This is a genomic window from Rothia sp. HMSC065D02, from assembly GCF_001815285.1.
Taxonomy (GTDB): domain Bacteria; phylum Actinomycetota; class Actinomycetes; order Actinomycetales; family Micrococcaceae; genus Rothia; species Rothia dentocariosa.
Window position 1 is genome coordinate 58,995 of the sequence record NZ_KV820089.1, and the last position, 24,073, is coordinate 83,067.

General features: G+C 52.5%; 23 protein-coding genes. 7 read left to right on the forward strand and 16 right to left on the reverse strand.

Annotated features, from left to right (window positions below):
* Positions 1-1,541: glycoside hydrolase family 13 protein (locus HMPREF3016_RS04355; RefSeq protein WP_070740491.1), on the forward strand; the 1,541-nt coding region annotated here is incomplete at its 5' end.
* 83 nt (positions 1,542-1,624) lie between these two features.
* On the opposite strand, the gene HMPREF3016_RS04360 is transcribed toward HMPREF3016_RS04355, so the two are convergent.
* The 6 genes from HMPREF3016_RS04360 to HMPREF3016_RS04385 all read right to left on the reverse strand — a co-directional run bounded on the left by HMPREF3016_RS04360 (position 1,625) and on the right by HMPREF3016_RS04385 (position 6,313).
* A complete protein-coding gene (locus tag HMPREF3016_RS04360; protein WP_048754915.1) occupies positions 1,625-2,260 on the reverse strand; it encodes a PIN domain-containing protein in 636 nt (211 codons plus the stop codon).
* Between the two features lie 20 nt (positions 2,261-2,280).
* Positions 2,281-2,736: a helix-turn-helix domain-containing protein gene (locus HMPREF3016_RS10750; protein WP_048754916.1), complete on the reverse strand. Its 456-nt coding sequence runs from the start codon at positions 2,734-2,736 to the stop codon at positions 2,281-2,283.
* Between the two features lie 558 nt (positions 2,737-3,294).
* Positions 3,295-4,140 (reverse strand): alpha/beta fold hydrolase, encoded by an 846-nt coding sequence (locus tag HMPREF3016_RS04370; protein WP_070740494.1) that lies wholly within the window; start codon positions 4,138-4,140, stop codon positions 3,295-3,297.
* A 151-nt stretch (positions 4,141-4,291) separates the two neighbouring features.
* A complete protein-coding gene (locus tag HMPREF3016_RS04375) occupies positions 4,292-4,762 on the reverse strand; it encodes a methyltransferase family protein (protein ID WP_048754918.1) in 471 nt (156 codons plus the stop codon).
* A gap of 37 nt (positions 4,763-4,799) precedes the next feature.
* Positions 4,800-5,504 carry an aspartate/glutamate racemase family protein gene (locus HMPREF3016_RS04380; RefSeq protein ID WP_070740497.1) on the reverse strand — a complete coding sequence of 235 codons (705 nt, stop codon included), beginning with the start codon at positions 5,502-5,504 and terminating at the stop codon, positions 4,800-4,802.
* A 170-nt stretch (positions 5,505-5,674) separates the two neighbouring features.
* On the reverse strand, positions 5,675-6,313 hold the full coding sequence (locus HMPREF3016_RS04385) for a nitroreductase family protein (RefSeq protein ID WP_070740500.1): 639 nt from the start codon (positions 6,311-6,313) through the stop codon (positions 5,675-5,677).
* A 158-nt stretch (positions 6,314-6,471) separates the two neighbouring features.
* On the opposite strand from HMPREF3016_RS04385, the gene HMPREF3016_RS04390 reads away from it, so the two are divergent.
* Complete coding sequence (locus HMPREF3016_RS04390; RefSeq protein WP_246828497.1) at positions 6,472-6,789, forward strand: winged helix-turn-helix transcriptional regulator; 318 nt, start codon at positions 6,472-6,474, stop codon at positions 6,787-6,789.
* Between the two features lie 172 nt (positions 6,790-6,961).
* Here HMPREF3016_RS04390 and HMPREF3016_RS04395 read toward each other — a convergent pair whose 3' ends face one another.
* The 3 genes from HMPREF3016_RS04395 to HMPREF3016_RS04405 form a co-directional block, all read right to left on the reverse strand.
* On the reverse strand, positions 6,962-7,702 hold the full coding sequence (locus HMPREF3016_RS04395) for an SDR family NAD(P)-dependent oxidoreductase (protein ID WP_070740506.1): 741 nt from the start codon (positions 7,700-7,702) through the stop codon (positions 6,962-6,964).
* 254 nt (positions 7,703-7,956) lie between these two features.
* Entirely contained in the window at positions 7,957-8,310 is a 354-nt protein-coding gene (locus tag HMPREF3016_RS04400; protein WP_070740509.1) for a hypothetical protein, read from the reverse strand.
* Positions 8,311-8,345: 35 nt separating this feature from the next.
* Positions 8,346-8,816 (reverse strand): MarR family winged helix-turn-helix transcriptional regulator, encoded by a 471-nt coding sequence (locus HMPREF3016_RS04405; protein WP_246828459.1) that lies wholly within the window; start codon positions 8,814-8,816, stop codon positions 8,346-8,348.
* 306 nt (positions 8,817-9,122) lie between these two features.
* Here HMPREF3016_RS04405 and HMPREF3016_RS04410 point away from each other — a divergent pair, with 306 nt between their 5' ends.
* Entirely contained in the window at positions 9,123-9,812 is a 690-nt protein-coding gene (locus HMPREF3016_RS04410; protein WP_070740512.1) for a hypothetical protein, read from the forward strand.
* Between the two features lie 10 nt (positions 9,813-9,822).
* Positions 9,823-10,560: a uracil phosphoribosyltransferase gene (locus tag HMPREF3016_RS04415; RefSeq protein WP_070741083.1), complete on the forward strand. Its 738-nt coding sequence runs from the start codon at positions 9,823-9,825 to the stop codon at positions 10,558-10,560.
* Between the two features lie 487 nt (positions 10,561-11,047).
* On the opposite strand, the gene guaA is transcribed toward HMPREF3016_RS04415, so the two are convergent.
* The 3 genes from guaA to HMPREF3016_RS04435 all read right to left on the reverse strand — a co-directional run bounded on the left by guaA (position 11,048) and on the right by HMPREF3016_RS04435 (position 14,421).
* Positions 11,048-12,640 carry a glutamine-hydrolyzing GMP synthase gene (guaA, locus tag HMPREF3016_RS04425; protein ID WP_070740518.1) on the reverse strand — a complete coding sequence of 531 codons (1,593 nt, stop codon included), beginning with the start codon at positions 12,638-12,640 and terminating at the stop codon, positions 11,048-11,050.
* A gap of 135 nt (positions 12,641-12,775) precedes the next feature.
* Positions 12,776-13,360 carry a DUF3817 domain-containing protein gene (locus tag HMPREF3016_RS04430; RefSeq protein ID WP_070740521.1) on the reverse strand — a complete coding sequence of 195 codons (585 nt, stop codon included), beginning with the start codon at positions 13,358-13,360 and terminating at the stop codon, positions 12,776-12,778.
* Positions 13,361-13,398: 38 nt separating this feature from the next.
* Complete coding sequence (locus tag HMPREF3016_RS04435) at positions 13,399-14,421, reverse strand: SURF1 family protein (protein WP_070740525.1); 1,023 nt, start codon at positions 14,419-14,421, stop codon at positions 13,399-13,401.
* A gap of 229 nt (positions 14,422-14,650) precedes the next feature.
* Between HMPREF3016_RS04435 and HMPREF3016_RS04440 the strand changes: the two genes are divergently transcribed.
* A complete protein-coding gene (locus tag HMPREF3016_RS04440) occupies positions 14,651-15,610 on the forward strand; it encodes a hypothetical protein (protein ID WP_070740527.1) in 960 nt (319 codons plus the stop codon).
* A 299-nt stretch (positions 15,611-15,909) separates the two neighbouring features.
* Here the strand turns inward: HMPREF3016_RS04440 and HMPREF3016_RS04445 are convergent, their stop codons facing one another.
* The 4 genes from HMPREF3016_RS04445 to groES form a co-directional block, all read right to left on the reverse strand.
* A complete protein-coding gene (locus tag HMPREF3016_RS04445; RefSeq protein ID WP_004005226.1) occupies positions 15,910-17,040 on the reverse strand; it encodes a GuaB3 family IMP dehydrogenase-related protein in 1,131 nt (376 codons plus the stop codon).
* Between the two features lie 201 nt (positions 17,041-17,241).
* Positions 17,242-18,759, reverse strand: coding sequence for an IMP dehydrogenase (gene guaB, locus HMPREF3016_RS04450; protein ID WP_070740530.1), 1,518 nt, complete (start codon positions 18,757-18,759; stop codon positions 17,242-17,244).
* Positions 18,760-19,024: 265 nt separating this feature from the next.
* Positions 19,025-20,614: a chaperonin GroEL gene (gene groL / locus HMPREF3016_RS04455; RefSeq protein WP_070740533.1), complete on the reverse strand. Its 1,590-nt coding sequence runs from the start codon at positions 20,612-20,614 to the stop codon at positions 19,025-19,027.
* A 129-nt stretch (positions 20,615-20,743) separates the two neighbouring features.
* Positions 20,744-21,031 carry a co-chaperone GroES gene (gene groES, locus HMPREF3016_RS04460; RefSeq protein WP_004005229.1) on the reverse strand — a complete coding sequence of 96 codons (288 nt, stop codon included), beginning with the start codon at positions 21,029-21,031 and terminating at the stop codon, positions 20,744-20,746.
* Between the two features lie 245 nt (positions 21,032-21,276).
* Between groES and HMPREF3016_RS04465 the strand changes: the two genes are divergently transcribed.
* Both HMPREF3016_RS04465 and HMPREF3016_RS04470 read left to right on the forward strand, forming a co-directional pair.
* Positions 21,277-22,725 (forward strand): THUMP-like domain-containing protein, encoded by a 1,449-nt coding sequence (locus HMPREF3016_RS04465; protein WP_070741086.1) that lies wholly within the window; start codon positions 21,277-21,279, stop codon positions 22,723-22,725.
* A gap of 166 nt (positions 22,726-22,891) precedes the next feature.
* Complete coding sequence (locus tag HMPREF3016_RS04470; RefSeq protein ID WP_070740537.1) at positions 22,892-24,040, forward strand: glutamate--cysteine ligase; 1,149 nt, start codon at positions 22,892-22,894, stop codon at positions 24,038-24,040.
* Positions 24,041-24,073 lie beyond the last annotated feature (33 nt).

Consider the following 24,073-nt stretch of genomic DNA (forward strand, 5'->3'; position numbering starts at 1 on the left):
AGCTGCTGGCGACCGCACATGAGCACGGCATTAAAATTCTGATGGATTTGGTGGCGAACCATACTTCGGATCAGCATCCGTGGTTTGTGCAGTCTCGTTCCTCAAAGGATAACCCGTACCGCGACTACTACATTTGGAAAGACCCCAACGGGTTTGATGAGAATGGCGCCCCGATTCCTCCGAATAACTGGGCTTCCGAATTCGGTGGCTCCGCCTGGGAGTGGGATGAAGCCACGCAACAGTTCTACCTGCACATTTTCTTCAAGGAACAGCCCGATCTGAACTGGGCGAACCCGAAGGTGCGCGAAGACCTGTATGCGATGGTGCGCTGGTGGCTCGATAAGGGCGTGGATGGTTTCCGGCTGGACGCCATCAACATTATTTCTAAGCCCGAAGGTTTCCCGGATGATCCTTCCACCGATTTTGAGAAGCATACGTCGTCGATCCCGTTTGTGATTGCGAACGGCACGATGGTGCATCCGTGGATGAAAGAGCTCAACCGTGAGGCGTTCTCGAAGTACGATGTGATGACCGTGGGCGAAACGAGCGCGACCAGCCCCGAGGACGCGAAGCTGTGGGCAGGCTACGATGCGGGCGAACTGCAGATGCTCTTCCACTTCGACCACATGGGCGTCGATAACGACCCCGAAGGTTCGCTGGGCGGCAAGTGGTCGTATGCGCCGTATAAGCTAACCGAGCTTAAGCGCATTCTGAACGAGTGGCAGACGAAACTTGAGGGCAAGGCGTGGGGTTCGCTGTACTGGAATAACCACGATCAGCCGCGCGTGGTCTCGCGGTTCGGCAACGATTCCCCCGAATTTCGGGTACTTTCAGCGAAGCAGTTGGCAACCACCTTACATTTTATGCAGGGAACCCCCTATATTTACCAGGGTGAAGAACTGGGCATGACCAATGTGCGATTCGAGTCGATCGAGGACTACCGCGACGGCGATTCGATTCGTTTCTACGAGGATATGCACGTGGATCATCAACGGCTCAGCCACGAGGATGCGATGCGCGCTATCTACATTAAGGGTCGTGATAACGCCCGCACTCCAATGCAATGGGACGACTCGGCAAACGGTGGGTTCACGAACGCGGGAGTCGAACCGTGGCTGAAGGTGAACCCAAACTACCCGCAAATTAATGCGCAGGCTGCCCTGGACGATCAGGATTCGGTGTTCTACCACTATCAGGAATTGGCGAAACTGCGCCGCGGTGAGCTCAAAGATCTGATGGTATACGGGTCGTTCGCACCCGTAGATTCGGTTGAGGTTCCTCATGCCGAGGATGAGCAGGTGTACGCCTACACCCGTACCGGCGGCCCGGACGGCACCGACGCGAACCAGTCTCTGCTCGTGGTTTCTAACTTCACGTCTGATTCGGTGGAGCGCACCTTCTCGCTGCTGGATGATGCGCGTGCAGCCGGGGCGTCCGTCGAACTGGTGCACTCCAACTACCGGGATGATACCGGCGCGCTGACCGATGCGGGCACCACCCTGCGCCCCTACGAAGCGAAGGTCTACCGCATCGTGAAGTAGGTTCTTCTGGTTCTTCTCCTATAGAAATGCTCTCTGCTAAGTGTGGAGAGCATTTCTATAGATTAAGGGTACAACGCACAGATTTATCTATACCGTTTTGCGATCATTCGGTCAACAGTTATATGCACACGCGGCATATTGACGATATTTTTCAAAAGATAATCAGCAAATTTTTCTGCCTGCGATTGGCGAAGCTGAGATATTAAATCAACGTTTCCCTGGCGGTCTAACCAATACCTTACCTCCGAGAGGTATAACTGAACCCAAAAATCAGGTGTTGTAAAATCCACGAGCTGCATCAGGATATTATCAGCGCTCATAATGTCGTATCCTAAGTTCTCGCCTGCCTCCGAAAGCCCGTATGCGATAAGAGCTTTATCATTCGTTGCTAAGGCATCAACATTTCCTGCAATTGCAGCAGCATGAACATGCAAATCCTCCGGGTCGGGATAGTTGGGCACCTCAGGTACAGGAAAACCTCGAAGTATGCAATCATTGCCGCCACAGGATTCAATGATCTGCCGACGCCATTTTTCGATAACTCCCTCATCGAGAGTGGGGTTGTTGTTCCGTGTATGGTTTCCCCATTCGTCTAATATTCCTTGTGAAATTAGGACTTGAAATCTACCTTGCGAATAGAATGCAGACTTTAGAATCCAATCTCGTAAAGTTTTGGACATTAATATATTTGCATCAAGCAAAACACGGTACGTCTCCACGCTAGCCCCGTTCTTTCACCCTAGAGACCCATTTCATGCTCGAAGTCACGAAGTTTATTAAAGGCATCAATTTGCTTTTGAAGCTGCTTCTGACGGAATGCATCAACATCTGCCGTTAAGAGACGCACGTGTGAGCGCACTTTGTGGGCTGGAATTTTCCCTTCACGGATAAGCTTCATTAAAGTTGGACGGGAAATCCCAAGGCGCTTTGCGGCCACTGTCGTCGTTAACTCTTGTGGAACGCTCACCAGGCTAGGCTCCTGGTCATTAGCAAGCATCGTAATCATCTCTGCGATCAGTGAATTCAGCTTAGGCCCAAGCTCCTTCGCTTTATCTCCCTCAATACTCACCTGAACAGAAATATGTTCTGCATCAGCTGTAGCAAGTTCCGCAGCCAAAATTTTGACGTCACGGAGCTCCTCAGCATCTTGCCTGACCTCTGCAAAGGGCTGGGCAAGCGTGTCTGTAATAGTCACGGCGCACCTCCTGAACTCTTTACGACCGTTACCCCAGATTATAAGGTATCTATAATATCTGCAATATTTTGCATTTTTTACAGATAAAATCCCGGTTTCCTCTATTTCCAGACGAAGGTACCGTTTTATGAACTTGGGATTTACACCTGCGCTGCTCTCTTCCATTTTCGGATGTGCATACAGAAGTTGGTGAACGGGGCGACCGTGTTAAGTAGCTTTTTATCGCTCACCTCTCTCCTCCTCAGCCCTAAGCCGCCCGCGTATACTTGCACACCGGTTTAGCGGCAAAACGCTACTGCATGATCAGTCCACCGTCCACCGTCTATGAGCTTCCCGTCACGTAGCTGGCCTCGCCAGAGAGCCAGAATAGCGCCGCTGCGGCAGTAACATACACGTGGTTTTTGGTGCAACCTGTAAAAGTACCTGAGCGTCTTCCCTAATCAGAGATGTTTTTTGCCTGCCCGGCCGATACTGCTACTCTCGCCGATTACCGGAAAGTCTTGTTCTCAAAGCGCTTCCCGGGGTTCATTTTATGCTGTTCGTTCAGTATGACAAGAGTTACGACTCGATGAAGTCGCGCACTATATCCGCAAACCGTTCGGGGCTCTCTTTCTGAACCCAATGCTTATGATGCTCAAAAATTTCGACCCGTGCATTCGGCATAGATGCGGCTGCCTGCTTCACATCACCGACTTTGATGCCGGGGTCCTTATCCCCTTGAATAAATAGGGTTGGCACCTTGATCTGTGGCAGAAGCGGTATTAGGTGCCCGACCGGATGTTCTCCCCACAACTCACTGATCTGAAATGATTGAAAAACTCGTGCCGCGTCTTTCGAATGGGCGGCAGTTTGTACCTCATCCAGAATTTCGGGGGTAATTTTCTCGCGATTCCCAATCAGTGACCCGGCAATAATGTTCTTTGCCAGCCACCTATTCTGCAAGGTTTTATATACCACCTGATTGAGTGGCAAACGCACCCGCAACCGTCCCATAAGTGAATACGGTGCTGAAGCGGACACACCCCAAGGCGCTACCAGCACCAGCTTGCCAATATAGTCCGTATACCGCAGCGCATATTGCAAAGCAATGGCGCCGCCCATTGAAAGGCCACACAAGGTAACATTTTGAGCGTTCAAAGTATCAAGGAAGGCTTTGAGGAAGCCCGTGTAGAAACTCAGCGAGTACTCTAATTCGGGTTTATCGCTGTTGCCATACCCTGGCAGATCCAGGGCAACTAAAGGCTGAGATCCGGTCCAGGTCTGCATGATCGTTTTCCAGGAGAGCATGGCGTGATCCACCCCGCCACCATGAAGGAGCACGATAGGCGTGCCTTCACCCTCCGTACTGTAGTACGCGGTTTTAATGCCTTCAAGATCGAGAAAATAGGTCGAGATACGATTCATGAATATCACCGTCTTTCCTGCGAGCCCACCGCTATTAAGTCTATCCTGTAAAAGGCACACATACGATAGTGAGTCCCCAAACCATTCAGAGTTTCGGTTGGCAGGATGTATGTACGTAAGCCAGCCATACACAGTTTTGGCAGGTGCTGGGCTATACCCAGCGCCGCACCCGCTGGCGGTACTGCCGGTATTCTGTACCGAATTTCTGGGTGAGAACCCGCTCTTCGGGAATAATCTGAAAACGCGTTATCCAGACGACGAAAAGCACCACCCCGAGCACAGCCTGCACCTGCCACAGCCACACCGCCCACCCGGTAAGTATGCAGGCCATACCCAAGTACATGGGGTTGCGGCTTAAACGGTATATTCCGGAGGAGACAATGTTTACGGTGCGTTCGGGGGCGAACGGGTTCACTGTGGTGCGGGCACGTCTGAATGACAGCACCCCCACCGCGTCCACCGTTAGGCCGAGTACAACCAGTGCAAGGGCGGGAACCAGCAGCAGCGGTGGTCTTCCTGTCAGCGGCGGCACCCCGCAGATGAGCCACATCAGTAAGGCGCACAGTGCCCCAATAAGTGGCGGTGGAACTTTATATTCAAGGGCTGCAGCTAGTCTTTTCATGGGGAGCAAGTTATTTATTTCGGTCAAGAAGCGGGGTTTATGCGGGAAGCGGCGGCGTTAACACTGCCTCTACTGCCGCGAGCGCGTGACTGGTGGTGCTGTCAAAGACCGGCAGCGGGGTCTTGTCCGCATCCACCGCCAGGCAGAGTTCGGTGCACCCCAGAATCACGCCTTGGGCGCCCTGCTCCTTCAGCCCTGTAATGACCTGCTGAAGATACTGCACGGATTCAGGCTCCACACGACCCAGGCACAGCTGCTCAAAAATGATGCGGCTAGTCTCTGCCTGTTCCGGTTCGGTTGGTACGATCGTCTGGATTCCTTGCGCCGCCATGCGCTCGGTGTAGAACCCGTCGCTCATGGTGAAGGTTGTGCCCAGCAGCCCCACCCTCTGCAGCCCCTGCCTTTGGATGGCGGTGGCGGTGGCGTCAACTACGTGCAGTAGCGGTACGGTGGTGGCACGCTCTATCGCGGGGGCAACCTTGTGCATGGTGTTCGTGGCCACCAGCAGCAGCTGCGCACCCGCACCCTCAAGTTTTGCGGCGCTTGCCGCCAGCAGAACCCCGGCGGCTTCCCAGTCACCGCTTTTTTGCAGACGCACGACTTCCTCAAAATCTACGCTATGCATCACGATGTCGGCACTGTGGTTGCCTCCAAGGCAGCGGTTGACCTCACGGTTAATGATCCGGTAGTACAGGGTGGTACTCTCAGGGCTCATGCCACCGATAATGCCTAGGGTTTTCACGGTGCACGCTCCTTTTATTGTCTTCTGGCGGGTATTCCTCATTGTAGGGTGAGCCCTGTAACCCCGTCTATAGAGAAGGTTTTGCATTCAAAATGCATATAGAATGTGCAAGACACTTATGAATAGAAAAGCGGCATCCCACCATATACGGGGGCGGCAATTCGGAGATCTTAAGGTTTCTCTGCGGGAGGGGCATTCCACACCGTTACGCGCTCCGCCTCATGCCGTAAAGTACGATGTCCTTCTCGTGTTCCGGAGCCTACAGCAATCATCATAATGTCAAGATATCGGCTTGGCAGGCGCAGCATCTCACGCAATTCTGCACGCTGATACCCCGTCATAGGTACCGTATTCCACCCGGCTTCCTGCGCCGCCAACATAAAAGTCATCGCCCAGAGCCCACAGTCTAAACCTAAAAATTTCTGTATTTCCTGCTCGCTACACGGCTCATAAAATTCAATAGCGGCCTGGGTCAGTGTCTCACAGATTTCTTGGGAGAAGCATCCAGCAATATATTCTTCGTGATGTATTCGATTCAAATTATCCGCATAGTATGCTTGCCGATCACCCAGCAGAATCAACACGGCCGATGCAGTCATAATCTGCTGCTGGTTATACGCAATAGGCAACAGCTTTTCGCGTAAATGCTGCTCGGTTACGATCACAACCCGCCACGGCTGCGAATTATTACTGCTAGGAGCCTGGTTAGCACGATTAATAAGACGATACATATCCTCGTGGCTTATCAGACAGGCCGGGTCAAAATATCGAGTAGAGCGACGGTCACGTATAAGGTCTTGCAAAGTCATGAGTAACATTTTCTCTTCGGGTGATTACAAAATTCAGTATAATGTACAAAAATGCATTAAAACATAACTTACTTATAGGTTCTATACATACTTTTAGGTAAGTTTTAAGTATTTACGGTAGGTTTTTAATGAAAAAAATTTCTGCAATAGAGATGGCAATGAATCTGGTGGGAGGCAAATATAAGTGCCTCATTCTCTACCACTTGAGCAATGGGGCAAAACGCACTCGCAATCTGCTTCTGCTACTTGAAGGGATCAGTTCAAAAGTGCTAACTGAGCAGCTCCGTCAGCTCGAAGAAGATGGGCTCATCGAACGCACCGTATATGCGGAAGTACCGCCAAGAGTGGAATACACACTAAGCGCGGAAGGGCAAACATTTCTACCGGTGCTACAACTCATGTGTGATTGGGGATGGGAATACGACTCTAGGCATCAAGGTATTGTGAAACCCTGTACATCACGCATAACTGAGTAAAAATGTAGATATTCATATAGCTAAAAATCTTCGTTAAACTTTTCGATCAAAAAATGCCTTTATGTGAATAATGCGTTAAAAAATGTTTTATTCACATAAAGGCACTTTTTAGCGCTTACCTGGGGGGCTAAACAGCTATGCGCGTATTCACGCACCGCCGAACAGCAGAGCGCTACTGCATGATCAGACCGCCATCTACTGTATACGAGCTACCCGTCACATAGCTGGCCTCATCAGAGAGCAGGAATAGCGCGACCGCGGCGGCTTCGCGCGCATCGCCCACACGTTTGAGGAGCACGGCTTCGGCAAGCCGTTCCTCGAATTGGGCGCGCATCTCATCGGGAAGAACCGACCGCAGGTTGCTCGTAATCGGCCCGGGAACCAGGCTATTCACCCGAATATTGCGCGGTGCAAGCTCGGAGGCCCAGCCACGCGCCGCCGCCAGAATAGCAGCTTTTGTTGCGGCATAGGCAGAGACTATAGGCGCTCCCTCATAAGCCGCCGTCGAAGACGTCACTAGCACCGACCCGCCGTCTTTCACATACGGAGAAAGCGCGCCCATTTGGATCATCGGTGCCACTACATTCACCTTAAATATCTGATCGAGAGTCGCCTGGTCCATCTCTTCCAAAGGACCTCCGGCTGCGTATGCGGCGTTGAGCCACACACCATCCAACGCACCGGCACGCTCCACCACAGGTATGATGCGCTCCAGAGTGTTGCCGTCCGAAACATCATCCAGAACGGCGGTAGCATGATCGCCCAGCTCGGCTGCTGCAGCCTGCACATGGCTTTCGGTGCGGCCCGTAAAAATAACGTGTGCACCCTCTTCGATCAGACGTTTTGCGCCCGCCAGACCAATACCACTGCTCGCGCCGGTAATCAGAATGGTCTTGTTTTCAAAGCGTTTCATGGGTTTCCTCCTCGTTTTTATGTTTACTCGATGACTAAATCCACGAAGTACTTGGGAATACAACGCTCTTTTTAACACTACAGTTCCAGCGCAGAATTACCTAGAGTTTTGCTTAGAAGAACCGAGTGGTCAGAGTACATCCGAAGCAGGTTTTCTCTGTGATACACAGCTCCGCATCCCAGTACCGCTGACTGAGCCGGTGTACATAGGGGCAATATCCTGCGGGCAATCCTTCCCTTCATTGAGAGCCATCTCTATACGCCCGGAATCGAAAGCGCAACGACCGTGTGGACTACCGCGCTGAGCGAGGGGAAGAACACCATGCCCCATTCTTTGCGGGTCCAGCCGATAAATGCATCACCCGCCTGTATGACCGCAAAAGTCGCAAGAAGCAGGGCGACGGCACCGCCTCGAAAGTAGAAGGGTGCAATAAGAACAGCTATTCCAGCCGGTATAGCGCGCACAGCATACATGTATACGTAGAAACGAGTATTAGCGTCAACGGAAGAAGCGTGAACCATAAGCCCGGGACGATATATCGCCAAAAATGCGCTGGCGATCGTTACGAGTGCAGAAATAGTGTTTACGGTCAATAGAACGGGATTCATATCTAAACCTCCGCCGGTAGCTTTTCGTATTTGTTTTATTCCTTCATTTGTTCAGATAAAACATCGAGAACTTCAAGAGCGGCAATAACAGATTCATACTGATGTACCCCGCTCCATTGCTTAACCTGTTGGCGCCAACGTTTTCGGATTTCCGCTAATTTCTGCTCGCCGTGTTCGGTCAAGGAATACCGCGGGGAACGTTTATGCGCGGGATTTTCGACGGACATAACCAGCCCCTCATCCCGCAGAAGATTTAACTGCTTTTGCACACCCTGCCGGGTTATTCCCATACGTTCGGCGATTTGAGGAGAAGTACTCGGTTCTTTCGCCATCGAGATTGCACCTAATACTTGCCAGCGTGCAGTTGTGAGACCGCTTTCGGCGGCGAACCGGTCTCCCCATGCGGTGAGTGTTCCGTTCACACGGAAGATCTGCACCACGAGTTCACTCAGTAATGAAGCATCCATTTTTCCTCCAGTAGCAATTTTGACAACCAGTTTACACATATGACAACCGGTTGTCAATGACTGATGCGAGGACTCATTGAGACAGAACACCGCAAAGGACAAACATGCAGAGCGGGAGTGACAATTTACAGCAGGAGTGCGCACCCCGCCTCCAAAGAAAATCTGCGCTCCTGATTTACTATCACCTAAAGAGGCACCCCTAATGAATAACCCTCAACAAAGCGTTAGAACCCTAATGCTTTTAGATAAAGATTATTTTTCTTGTTAGATAAATTCAAAAATGTTTTTTGAGAATATTCAGGGAGCTTCCACTGAATACCCAGGCTATAAGTTTAGGGTGAAGCCATGACTACTAATAAGAACCTTCCAAAACCTGAGCATGGAACGGTCCAGGCTCAAGATATTCATGAGATGAGGAAAGAACCTAAGGCAGATTCGACCAAGAAGCAGACCTCGTTTCCTCCTAGTCTTATAGCTGTGCAGACCATAAGGACTATCATTGAATTTATATTAGTACTGCCATTACTCCCTTTGCTCTCTATCGCTCTTGGTCTAATCCTTTTCCTGCCTTTTGGTTTGCATTTTATTTTGCAGGCTGCGGCATGGTCACGGGCAAAGAAAGAAACTCGGATCGCTTGGGTTGTAGGAATCAACATTTATAGCCTGATGATTGTTGCGCCTATTGGTGCTTTCTATACGTGGTTCATGATGAAGCTGCAGGTAGCAGCTCCAAACATAACAGGTGCTGATATTGGACTATTATGGTGGTCGCTAGGTGCCTGCGTTCTTGAAGCTGTTATCAGCATCGTCATGATCGTCGTGATGAATGTAATCAAGAGGAATGATCTTCGTGATTTTCAAGGCAAAAGGACTACTGTCGCTAAACCTCGAATATATGACGATGTTCTGGAAGGTTCTAACTCCGGAGCATACGAAACGGACGGTGATTTAAAACCCCTGAAGAATCACCATGACAAATCGGATGCAAAGGTTCCTCGGCAGCACATTAACGTTAGGTCGCAGAAGAAAGATTAGGGTGAGCACCATGAGCACCGATAAGAATTTTTCAACCGCTGACAACAATGACCCGCAGCCTTCTACAGAAGAGCGGAGGGCATTGGGTAATAATCCGAAAAACGCACATCTAGATCCCAAATATACACAGCTATACGGCTTAGAAGGTATTGAGGGTAAGATGTCCTTGGAGCCTCAGGCTGGCTCGGAACCTCAGGGGACCAAGAAAAAGGAAGAATCTCATGAGCGCGTACCAAAACAGTTCGATATAGACCCCAAAACCCGCAAAAGTCTTCTCATAGCACAGGCTATCAGGAATGTTCTGATTATTATTCCTGTACTTGTCCTATTGTTTATTTTTATCCAAGCAGCCATTTATATTATGGTGTCTGAACGCGATGAATTTAGCGATCTTATATTTGTCATTGTAGCTATTGCTACCGTTGTTGCACTGCCCTACATGAGCCACATTTTCTTGCAGATTATCGCATTTATGCGGTTTAGGAAATCAGTCAAGTTTCGATGGATACGAGGTGTCAATATTTACGGCCTTATTGTTGCTCCGATATCTGAGGTTATCTATATGTCGCTTATTCTAGAGTGGGCTATTATTCCATTTATGGGCTACCGCGGTTCAGGCTCAAAGCAAGTTTCTATAGCAATAGGCTCTATGGTATCCCTCTACGATGCCATTTTGTGCATATTAATGATTGTTGTCACGACAAATAGTATTAAGAAGACCACCCAGCTTTCAGGACAAAAACACTGAGGGTTAATCATTAGAGGCAATCCCTAGATTACAGTAAAAACACTGGCTCTTACCTCTGCTGGTTCGTGACTCTTGTTTACAACACTGTCCCCAGTTCTCATAGTGGCTAAGCCGATTTATCAGTTATTTGTACTGCTTTTCTCATTACGCTGGTAACACTTATTCTAAGGTTTATTCACTTTGTGGGTTTGAGCCTTGGTAAAACCACAAACGGAACAATGCCGAGAAACCAACAAGATTTTCTGAAAACCAAGCCCGCACCTTTTATCGAGTACTATCCAGACTTTCATATTCCCATCATAGGCATCCGAAGCTGTGCTCTGCTGCAGAAGGACTTGAGAATATTCCGTTTCAAGAGGACCATGGCGCAGCTTCTATACCTTTATGACCACAGCAAAGCCGCCCGGCGCGTCCTGATTTCAGGACACCCCGGGCGGCTTACCTATCCAAAACTGGGTTGAATCCTAGGGGCTACTCCCCTAGTGCGTTACTCCCACTCAATGGTTCCCGGAGGTTTGGAGGTGACATCCAGCACCACGCGGTTCACGTCTTTGACTTCGTTCGTAATCCGGTTCGAGATTTTTGCCAGCAGGTCATAAGGCAGGCGCGACCAGTCGGCAGTCATCGCATCCTCTGAAGAAACCGGGCGTAGCACAATCGGATGCCCATAAGTGCGGCCATCGCCCTGAACACCCACCGAACGCACACCGGAAAGAAGTACTACGGGGCACTGCCAAATATGCTCGTCCTGACCGGCGGCAGTCAGCTCTTCACGCACAATCGCATCCGCCGCGCGCAGGGTCTCAAGGTTCTCGCGGGTCACCTCACCCACAATACGAATACCCAGACCGGGACCGGGGAACGGCTGACGCGCCACAATCTTCTCGGGAACACCCAGCTGACGACCAATCGCACGAACCTCATCCTTAAACAGGGTACGCAGCGGCTCGACTAGCTCAAACGCTAAATCCTCAGGCAGACCGCCCACATTGTGGTGCGATTTAATATTCGCCGCGCCCTCGCCGCCGCCGGATTCAACCACATCCGGGTACAGGGTACCCTGCACCAGGAACTTGATCTGTGCGCCCTCTTCGCCCGCTTCCTCAATGAGCTTGCGCTCGGCCTGCTCAAAGGAACGGATGAACTCGCGGCCAATAATCTTACGCTTCTGCTCGGGTTCACTCACACCAGCCAGTGCGGTGAGGAAACGCTCTGACTCATCAATGGTAATCACACGGATACCCATTGACGCGGCGTAATCCTGCTCAACCTGTTCACGCTCACCCGCGCGCAGCAGCCCGTGGTCGATGAAGAAGCAAGTCAGCTGATCGCCCACGGCCTTATGCACGAGAGCCGCAGCGACAGAAGAATCCACGCCGCCAGAAAGCGCACAAATCACGCGGTCTTCGCCAACCTGCTCACGAATCTTCGCAACCTGTTCCTCAATGATATTGTCAGTTGACCAGGTGGGTTTAAGCCCAGCAATGTTGTACAGGAAGTTCTCAAGCGCAACCTGACCGTAGTCGGAGTGCTTCACCTCGGGGTGCCACTGCACGCCGCCCAGCTTGCGGTGCTCATCCACGAATGCCGCCACGGACGCACCCGGGGTCTGCGCCAGAACCTCAAACCCGGCGGGGGCTTCGGTCACAGAATCGCCGTGCGACATCCACACGTTCTGCGTCTGCGGGGTGCCGGTGAGGAACGAAGAATCAACTGCACACAAAGTTGCGTCGGTTGCGCCGTATTCGCGGGAACCGGTCTGCGCCACGGTACCGCCCAAGGTTTGCGCCATCACCTGAAAACCGTAGCAGATGCCGAAGACCGGCACGCCAGCCTCAAATAGTGCCCTATCGCCGCGGGGGGCGCCATCGGCATACACCGATGAAGGCCCGCCCGAAAGCACAATCGCGGCAGGGTTTTTAGCGAGCATCTTTTCGGTGCTCATAGAGTGGGGAACGATTTCAGAGTAGATACCCGCCTCACGCACACGACGAGCAATAAGCTGCGCATACTGGGCACCGTAATCTACCACCAGAACCGGACGCTCTTCAAGCTGATCCGGGTGTACAGAGTCGGTCACGGATTTTCCTCACGTGTCAGGTCGAAATTCCGCGCGAGCGCGCGAAGTCTTGTATTTCTATTCTACGGGAGAGACAAAAGTTTTATGTGGCACCCATTCAGGGGTACTGCCGTTGGGCTTTCGCCGATGCTGGGGCTAGTATCGTTTGGTTGCCTGCGGGTTTGCCTCAAGCTGCGCCAAGGTTTCTGCGTGGATGCGCTTCTCAACAATGAATGAGAGGAACGGCACCACGCCGCCAAGCGCCATGACGATGAGCTGGGCGATACCCCAGCGCATGAGCAGCCAAATACGAATGCAGGAGAACAGATAAATAATGTAGAACCAGCCGTGAATAATGAGCACCCACGTGGAGATGTTTACTCCGCCGGTGAGATTACCGGTTTCGCGGTTCAGCACCCCCAAGGCCACAGACTTGCCGCTTGCCGCCTCCGTACCGCCGGCCACCAGGTCATAACCCATCCCGTGATGAGTGATCATCTCAACCACCAGCAGCAACAGGAAGGTACCGGATATCCATGCGCACCATTTATAGAAGGTTAGCGCGGAACGAATCTGCGTTTCGGTACCGCCAAATTTTTTGCGCACCGTAAATCCACCCTGGGGCGCGTGTTCTACCCCGTCTGCTGATGCTTTCGAGGCATTCTGCGATAGGGTGACTTTGCGCCCGTCGGTACGTTCTACCGGGGTGATTTTTGTGTTCTTCTCGGAATTCTCTGACATGCTGTGCCTCTCGTGTGTGCTGATGAGTTTAGCTGGCGTTAGTCTTTTGTATCTGCAGGTTTCTGGGGATTACCACTCGTCGGCACGTTACGCGGTGTATCTTCCACCCGCGCTGATGCTTCTTCGGGGACTTCATCGAAGAAATAGTATTGTTCGTCGGCGGGGTCCCAATAGTAGGGGCGTCCGGTGGCTTCGTCCACAAAGTATTCGCCCTCGTACTCAAAATACTGGGTGTATTCGGCTGGTTCGGCGGCACGATGCGCCGCATCCTTAAGCATGCGTCCCCATAGGTAGAGGGCGAACGCCGCAAAAATCAGCCATTCGAGCGAATAGAAGATGTTGAGCCAGTTGATGTTGGCATCATTGGTCGCCTGGGCTGCGCGAATAGGGCGCAGATTCTCAGACTGTCCAATAATAGTGGCGTTTTCCGCGATTGTGTACTGTTCGGTGAGGGGTACTTTTTTGTTCTCAGGTACTTCGGCGGAAAGCGTGAGCACGCCGTCATAGAGGGGCGCATCCCACAGGTTTGTCAGCTGTGCCGGGGATGCGCTTTCTAGCACCTTCTCGGTCGTGCGCGTGTACGGGGCGGCGCCCTGGGCATTTACTACACGACCGGCAACCTCAACTGTCCCTGTCGGTTCGGCGGGTATGCTCGGGGCATGATCATCCTCGCCCGCTATCCAGGCTCGTGCCACCGTGATGGCGCGGGGCTTGGTGCTCCCCAAAGCGGCGGCTTTATCGGTTCCTTCGGGAATGAATTCACTCAGAACCCAGTACCCGTGGTCACCGTTATTGAAGCGACCCGCTACCAGCATGGAGGATCCTGGAACGTACTCCCCCTTCGCCTGCACTACGGTATCAACCGTCAAGTTCGTCACGGGCTGATGCGCCTGCAGAATCTCGGTATAGGGTCGCACTCGATCTTTCGCAGGATCAGAATGTACCTGCTGTGAGGTGGAGGCGTTGAACTGCCAGCTGGAGAGCGCGACAAACCCCGTCACAAAGACGAGAGCCAGCAAAAGCCCGCCCAGCCAGCGGGGAGTAAACGCCAATTTCCACACATATCTAGGGTAGCGCGTTTACACGATGCGCTCCTAACGGATCTAATGGCATGTCTGAGTAACTGCATATTCACTATCTATATACCTGATCTCGCAAAGTATTATACAAAATATTTTATATAACTAAAAAATAAATTTAAGAAAATCTAATATTTACAGGCATACAGGGTTGTGATAATTTAATATTTCACAAGTTCAAGATTCGACAATTGACAACATGAGGTATCTTATGGAAATTATTTCTTCTATAAAAGACATCACAGCCCTAATAACGGGCGCAGCCACAGTAGTTATAGCTATTCTAGTATACCGAAACACTCAAAAAGGGACTCCTCCAGAACTTCTCAATCTTGAAAAATGGGAATCTATCAAAAGTAGTATTTCAAAAAATAAAGATTCCTATACTCCTGAGGAAAGGGGAAAAGTTGATAATAACTTCACATTTGCTTTATATCAAGCAAATAAGTCTATACGAATCGATGAGCTTGAAATTGAAAGCCAATCCACTAAGAACGACCTCAAAAATATACCTGTGAATTGGAAGTATCAGATATTTCCCCCACATCCACAGAATGCCATGAGTATATATGATCTCATAATTTGGTATACAATCCTTATATTTTCGCTTCTATTTACAATTATTTCTGTATGTATGACTATTTTTTATCCCACTACTGGAATCCCTAAAAATCTTGATGACTGGCCAATAAAAATATTTTTTGTTATTTTTTCAATACTTTCTTTTATATTAACTGTTTTTTGTTTGAAAGCCAAAGATCCATACAGCACAGTACTAGGAAACACCATGAAGAAAAAAATTATAACAAGAAATGTTTTTAGGGCATATTTTGATATATTCTCGGTAGATTCTTCTCTAGGTAACACAATTAGAGAAAATCGTAAACAAGCAGAGCAGCGTGCGAAGTTTGAATCTAAGAGGTTCTTCCAAAATTGGCTTCGGAATGATGGAAAAGGCAAATCCTCATGGGATTACGGTTTCACCGCTGAAACAGGAGTAGATAATGCAGATAATTTCGACAGTCATGAACCTGACAAGTTAGCACCCCAAGGATACATTTTTACGCCTAATTGGGATGAATATATCAAAAATATTGAAACTTGGTACATGAAGAACCGGATCGAAAAAATCTTCACTAAACGTCCTAAGCGTAAACTTAAGAAGAAATAATTTATCCTTGCTGTCATCGCTTAGTCATATATACTCTCTCGTCTGCATTGATAACGATATCCCTCATTTTTCTCGCTAAATCTTTGTCACCTAAGAAGTAAAAACTATCACATCTCATAAGTTTGCCCCGCCGGAAAGTTTGTCCGGCGGGGCACCTTAACTATTTCAAACTGCACAGCATCGTTGATTTTCAAGACGTATCTCAGCTGCGAAACATACCACCTGTTTACGGTCAAAGCATCTCATACATCTCGTCTACGATAGAACGTTCCACGATTTTCGCTACTTCTTCTGGCATTCTATCCCCGATATTCTGGCACGAGCGTCATCTCTGCCTTCTGGAACTTCTTCAAATCCAGGTAACCGCAGGTTGCCATAGCACGCTTGAGTGCACCCACAATATTACTCGTGCCGTCCACATGGTGCGAAGGTCCATACAGCACTTCTTCGAGGGTTCCAACGACACCCAGTGGGGTACGCACGCCGCGCGGGAAATCCACCGAATGCGCCTCATTACCCCAGTACCAGCCCTGACCCGGCGCCTCGGATGCACGCGCTAGGGGCGCACCAATCATCACCGCATCCGCGCCCAGAGCCAGTGCCTTCACCAGGTCACCGGAGCGGCTAAGTCCGCCGTCGGCAATCACATGAACATACCGTCCACCGGATTCGTCCAGGTAGTCCGAACGAGCCGCAGCAACATCGGCAATAGCGGTTGCCATCGGCGCAGAAATGCCCAGCCCCTTACGGGTGGTCATCGCGGAACCGCCGCCGAAGCCCACCAGAACACCGGCGGCACCGGTGCGCATCAAGTGCTTCGCCTGGGTATACCCTGCCACGCCGCCGACCATAACAGGCACATCCAGCTCGTAAATGAATTTCTTGAGGTTCAGCGGTTCATGCGAAGTTGAGATATGCTCCGCAGAGACCGACGCGCCGCGAATCACGAAAAGATCGGCCCCGGCCTGCACCACGGTCTCATAATGTTCTTGGGTGTTCTGCGGGGTAAGCGAGCCCGCCACAATAACACCCGAATCACGAATTTCTTCCAGGCGCGCGGTAATCAGCTCGGGCTTAATCGGCTCAGCGTAAATCTGCTGCATGCGCGTGGTAGCAGAGGCAGGATCAGCTTCGGGAAGCTCAGTAATTTCGTCTAGAAGCGGCTGCGGGTCCTCATAGCGAGTCCACAAGCCTTCTAGGTTGAGCACGCCTAGCCCACCGAGCTTTCCGAGCGCAATCGCGGTCGCTGGAGACATCACAGAGTCCATCGGTGCGCCCACAATTGGGGTGTCAAATTTGAAGGCGTCAATCTGCCATGACGTATCAACATCGCGACGGTCACGGGTGCGGCGCGTTGGTGCCAGCGCCACATCGTCAAGCGCATAGGTGCGGCGGGCGCTCTTAGAGAGCCCAATCTGAATATCGGACATGTGTGTTTCCCTTCGGAAGGTATCTGACCGGTGTTTCTTGGCGCACGACTACCCCGCAAGACTACGCGCCTGATGCAGTATCTACTCTACTCGGCGTATAGCCCGTTCCGCCGCAGATTATTCAGAAATATCACAAAATGCACGACGGAATAGGTTCTCTAATATTCGAACCTTACACACCACTAAGCCGGTCAGCAGTGGTTAACGGCGGTAGTTAGGTGCCTCGACAGTCATCGTAATATCGTGCGGATGAGATTCTTTCAGTCCCGCCGGAGTGATGCGCACAAACTTACCCTTGGTCTTAAGCTCCTCAATGGTGCGTGAACCCACGTAGAACATGGTCTGGCGCAGACCGCCCTCAAGCTGATGCAGCACGGCAGAAAGCGGTCCGCGGAACGGAACCTGCCCCTCAATTCCCTCGGGAATCAGCTTCTCTTCGCTGGAAACATCTGCCTGGAAATAACGGTCTTTCGAGTATGACTTGTGGCGACCGCGGGTCTGCATAGCGCCCAGCGAGCCCATGCCGCGGTAGGCTTTGAACTGCTTACCGTTCATGAAAATCAGATCGCCGGGGGCCTCGGCGGTTCCCGCCAGAAGCGAGCCAAGCATTACGGAATCGGCGCCAGCAACCAGGGCCTTGCCGATCTCACCGGAGTGCTGCATGCCGCCGTCGGCGATGAGCGGAACACCGGCGGGAATAGCTGCCTTCGCGGATTCGTTAATCGCGGTTACCTGGGGTACGCCCACACCCGCGATAATACGAGTGGTGCAAATTGATCCGGGACCCACGCCGACTTTCACGGCATCTGCGCCCGCATCAATAATAGCCTGAGCACCTTCACGGGTTGCCGCCTGACCACCAATCACATCGACATGTGCGGCTGCGGGATCTTTCTTCAGGCGGGAAATCATATCGAGCACACCTTGAGAATGTCCGTTGGCGGTATCGACGAAGAGCGCATCCACCCCGGCCTCGACCAGAGCCATTGCACGTTCGTAGCCATCGCCGAAGAAGCCAATAGCAGCGCCAACACGCAGGCGACCATCGTCATCCTTGGTGGCGCGCGGGTACTGTTCGGTCTTCACAAAGTCTTTGAGGGTAATTAACCCGGCAAGTTTACCGGCCTCGTCAATGAGGGGTAAACGCTCGATTTTATTCTTCGAGAGCAGGGCGAAGGCTTCATCCTTCGTGAGGTTCGGCGAACCGGTAATGAGCGGCATCGGGGTCATAACATCGCGCACGAGAGTACTTTCATAGTCCGAGCGCGAGAGGTAGCGAATATCGCGGTTGGTAATAATACCTTCAAGTTTGCCGTCTTCGGTGACCACCGGCAGACCCGAAACCTTGTAATAGCCGCACAGATTATCGTATTCGCCGATAGTCGCACCAGCCCCGATAGTGACGGGATTGATAATCATACCCGATTCGGAGCGTTTCACGCGATCAACATGCGCTGCCTGGTCCTCGATCGAAAGGTTACGGTGGATCACGCCCATGCCGCCTAGACGCGCCATTGCGATCGCCATTTGAGAGTCGGTGACGGTATCCATCGCCGCGGAGATAATGGGGGTGCCCAGGGTAATACGCTTGGAAAGTCGAGTGCTGGTATCGGCATCGGAGGGAATAACATCGGTGTTGCCGGGTAGAAGCAACACGTCATCATAGGTCAGACCGGTGAAACCGAAGGGATCGTCGGTCAGGGCGGTGGGGACAGTCATGTTTAGCCTTTCAAATGCTGTACCGGATGTATAGATGTTGTGTAGCGAGTGGTGCCACCGGGTGTAAAACGTCGTATCTCTATGGTAAACGCTTACGTCTGCTTCGGGGTACACGGAGTGGTTTGGATGCGCGCCTTTCCTGTAAGCAGTATCCGGCTCAAGGCTGCGCTTGCGGTTATTTCAGGCCAGTCTGCATCAAGCCCCTACAGATAGTTGTTGCCCGGTTCAACGAGATTTTCTCTCCTCGAACCGGGCAACCCATCAATTATTCGTCTTCGTCCTCTTCTTCGGGCTTAGTGACCACCAGAGTCTCGGTCGTGAGCACCAAAGCCGCGATAGATGATGCGTTCTGCAGCGCAGAGCGGGTGACCTTCACGGGGTCAATTACGCCCGCCTCGAACAGATCAACATACTCACCGGTTTTGGCGTTGTACCCGTGACCAACAGGCTGTTCGGCAACCTTTGCCGCCACCACATAGCCGTCGTCGCCAGCGTTTTCGGCAATCCAGCGCAGCGGCTGTACCAGGGCGCGGCGTACAATCTGCACACCCACGTTTGCGTCGTGGCTATCGAGCTCAAAACCATCGAGCGCCTTGCTGGCGTGGATCAGTGCCGAACCGCCACCGGATACGATGCCTTCTTCAAGAGCCGCGCGGGTAGAAGACACAGCGTCTTCGATGCGGTGCTTACGTTCCTTAGCCTCAACCTCGGTTGCCGCACCCACCTTGATCACGCCCACGCCACCGGCGAGCTTCGCCAGGCGTTCCTTGAGCTTTTCGCGATCCCACTCGGAATCGACGGCCTCGATCTCTCGGCGCAACTGCTGCACACGGTCTTCAACCGCTTCCTTGCTGCCACCGCCGTCCACAATCGTGGTGGTGTTCTTGGTGACGGTCACGCGGCGCGCTGAACCGGTTTCTTCGAGAGTTGCCTGGGCCAGGTCGATACCCAGTTCGGGGGTAATCACGATGCTGCCGGTCAGAATGGCGAGATCCTGCATAATAGCCTTGCGGCGATCGCCGAATCCGGGAGCCTTAAGCGCCACAACGTCAAGAGTTCCGCGGAGTTTATTCACCACGAGGGTAGACAGCGCTTCACCATCAACGTCTTCGGCGATAATGGTCAGCGGTTTTTTCGCCTGTACGACCTTCTCCAGCAGGGGCATAATCTCGGCAACCGTGGAGATCTTACCCTGGTAGAGCAGAATGAGGCTATCTTCAAGAACCGCTTCTCCACGCTCGACATCGGTCACGAACGAAGGCGAAAGGTAGCCCTTGTCGAACTGCATACCCTCGGTAATGTCAAGCTCAATCTCGGTGGAGGAGCCGTCTTCAATGATAATGACGCCATCCTGACCAACCTTTTCAAATGCCGATGCCAAGAGCTCGCCGATCTGGTCGGACTGAGCCGAAATAGCGGCAACATGTGCAACTTCCGGCCCCTGTACCTCGCGGGCATCCTGAAGCAGACGCTCGGAGACCTTCTCAACGGCGGCCTCAATGCCACGCTTCACCTCTGCGGGTGCCGCACCGCTTGTTACATTGCGCAGGCCCTCATTCACGAGTGCCTGCGCCAGCACGGTTGCGGTAGTCGTACCGTCACCGGCAACGTCGTTAGTCTTGGTGGCTACCTCTTTAGCAAGCTGCGCGCCCAAGTTTTCATAGGGGTCTTCAAGCTCGACTTCGCGGGCGATCGAGACACCATCATTCGTAATAACCGGTGCGCCCCACTGTTTATCGAGCACAACATTGCGCCCGCGTGGACCGAGGGTAACCTTGACCGCATCGGCGAGTTTGTCGACGCCAGCCTGCAGGGACTTACGGGCGGCATCATTGAATTCAAGCTGTTTAGCCATGAATATTCGCTACTCCTTGAAGGTTATGAGCGTTCGATATCGTAGAAGGCGCGCGTGCGCCGAATCTAGGTCGTGTATGGCGGATGCGCCGCGCGAGAAACCGGCGGCGCATCCTGCATACATGCGAAATTAGTCGACGATCGCCAGAACGTCACGAGCGGAGAGGATCAGGTATTCCTCGCCCTGGTACTTGACCTCGGTGCCGCCGTAGCGGGAGAACACGACTACGTCGCCTTCGGCGATATCGACGGGAACGCGGTTGCCCTTATCGTCCACACGGCCGGGGCCCACAGCTACTACGCGAGCCTCCTGCGGCTTCTCCTTTGCAGTTTCGGGAATAACCAGACCGGATGCGGTGGTCTGCTCAGCCTGCTCTAGTTTGACAACTACTCGGTCTTCGAGGGGCTTAATAGCCATAGGTATGCTCCTTTTTAGTCAGCGTTTTTAAAAATTTGTGAAGCGGTTTAGCCCTAGTGCCTGGGCGTTTAGCACTGCACCGCTTCGAGTGCTAAATTCAACTTTAGAATCCCGGCGGCACCCGGTCAAGAATGCGCGCCGTTTCGAGGGCGGCGTTTCGCGCACAGGATAATACGCGAGCGCCCCGTGAACCTGCCGCAGCATCCAAGCCTTCTGCATATGCTCATGCCACTACACTTAAGCCTATGGTTGATTTTGTGCCCCCGCCGCCGTTTGCCTTGCCGTCCGAGCTGCCTTTTACCCGGCAGGCGTTAGATGCCGCGGATGCGCTTTTCCCCTATAGTCAAGAGCACTCGCTCGAACAGGTTACGCGGCTGCGGGCGCAGGGGTTCACGCCCGATGAGACCGCCAATATTCTCAGCCTTGTTAAGGCGCGCACTCGGGCGCTGTCAAAGTTCGGCGATAGGGCGCGCACTATGTTTTTGACCGAGCACGGCGCGCAGCAGGCGACTCGACCGGTTGTTGCTGCCGAGCACGCGGCCGTGTTTGCCCGTGCCGGGGTTCGCTCGGTTGCCGATCTGGGATGCGGTATCGGCGCGGATTCGTTGGAGTTCGCGCGCGCTTCCTTAGCGACTGTTTCTGTGGAGCTTGACCCGTTGACGGCATCTTTTGCTGCCGCAAATCTGGCGGATTTTTCGGGTTCACGAGTTGTGGTCGGTGATGTGACGAATTTTAACCCCGAGAGTTTTCGTGATGGCAACGGCAAGGTCGTGCAGGGCATTTGGCTTGATCCGGCCAGACGTGATCTGACCGGAGTCGTAAAATCCCGTACAGAACGTATTTTTGATCCAGAAGCCTATTCTCCCCCGCTTTCGTTCGTAGTGGATCTGGTCAAAACCGGTATTCCAATGGGTGTCAAACTTGGTCCAGGGATGCCGCATGAGGCTATTGCGCGCCCCGAGGATATTCGGAGCGAGGCGAACCCGCATCCGCGTGTCACGGCGCAGTGGGTTGAGCATGAGGGTTCTCTCGTAGAGTTGGTGCTTTGGTTTAATGCTTTGGCGCAGGAAGGCGTTGCACGCACGGTCACTATACTGCGGCAGGAGGCGACGGGACAGGCTGAAGACGGGGGCCTGCGCATTCACAAAACCATACTGATTAGTCCCTATCCCGCGGGACAAGTAACCCCTGTTGAGCAGGAGCAAACTCGGCTTCCCTCCCCCGGTGAGTACCTCTATGAGCCTTCCGGCGGGGTAGTGCGGGCGCATCTGGTACAGGAGTTAGCTCAAGAGCTTGGGGCGAACCTAATTGATCCGCACCTGGCGTACCTCACGGCGGCAGAAGCTGTTCAGAGTCCGCTGGCACAGTGTTATGAGGTTCTTGAGGAAATCCCGGTACATGAGAAACAGCTCAAAAAGTGGGTGCGCGAGCGCGGTTTCACGGCTTTGACGATCAAGAAACGCGGTGTTGATCTGGTGCCCGAGAAAATGCGTGCGGTCCTGCTGGCAGGCGGTGCGGGCAAGAAATCAGGTAAGAAGGCCGCGAAGAATCAGGGCTATAACCCAGCGACTTTAGTGTTTACGCGAGTGGGGTCTGGGCAGCAGGCACGGCGCATCGGGTGGCATGTGCGGCCTGTAGATTTTTCTGATGCAGCGCACGTCTCTAGCGCGGACACTAAGAATTCTGTGGCCTAGCGGTTTATGTGGGTGGCGCATCTGCAAAATTGTAATGCCGGTGTGTGACGTTTTATGTCAGATACTTCATGTTCGTGTCGTATTTAGTTCATACACACTCGAAAAAACATTGTTGTGGTCACCAACACCGTAAAATAAATGCAGTCACCCCAAGAAGGAGAGAGTTTTGATTTCGTTCGCTTCCTCGGCGCAATCCACTCTAGGCGTAGAGTGGGAGATCGCGCTGATTGACCAGCATACCGGAGAGCTGGTAGCGCGCGCTCAAGAGGTACTTACCCGTGTGGGCGAACGTTATCCTGAACTTTTGGAACCTTCCCTGGATCATGCTCATGTGACGGGCGAATTTTTGGAGAATACGCTTGAGATTATTACCGGTGTGTGTACTACGGTTCCGCAAGCGTGCCAGCAGTTGATCTCGGTGACCGATAAGATCCGTAAGGTTACTGATGAGCTGGGGCTTGATTTCTATGCGGCGGGCACGCACCCTACGGCGCATTGGCAGAAACAGCAGGTTTCCGCAAAGAAGCGGTACCAGCGTGTGGTGGGTCGCGGCCAATACTGGGGCAGGCACATGGTTATTTTTGGCGTGCATGTGCATGTGGGCGTCGATTCACGCGATAAGGCATTGCCGCTTGTGGATGCGCTCACCAACTATTGCGCGCATCTGCTGGGGCTTTCGGTGTCTTCGCCCTACTGGGACAGCGTGGATACCGGGTATGGTTCGCACCGCACGATGCTGTATCAGCAGCTGCCTTCAAATGGTCTGCCTTTTCATTTTGAAAACTGGCAGGAGTACAGTGACTATTTGCATGCTTTGGTGAAGACGGGCGCTATTTTAGAAGTCAGCGAGGACCGATGGGATGTGCGCCCGGTTCCCCGCTATGGCACCTTAGAGATGCGCTACTGCGATGGTCTTCCGTCGATTCGGGATGTTGCAGCGGTTACGGCGCTCACCCAATGTTTAGTGGAGTTTTTCTCGCGCAAAATTGAGGCTGGCGAGAAGATTGAGGTTTTAAACCCCTGGCATGCGCAGGAGAATAAATGGCGTGCCGCCCGCTATGGTTTAGACACCGAGATTATTGTGTCTAACGAGCCGCAGGTGCGCCCGCTGCGCGAGGATATTGAGCTTCTTGTTACTCAGCTAGAGGATGTTGCCCGGGATTTGGATTGTTTGCCGGAGCTGCAACATGTAAGGAATATGCTGGCGGAGGGCACTGGCGCCGACCGGCAGCGCGCTGTCTACGAGAAAACTGGCTCTTTCCACGAGGTTATTCGGGATGTCGCGCTCCAGTCACGGGCGCGTCCCATCCGCTAGGGGCCGATAAAGTTCCAGTCCGCTCCCCCGAAT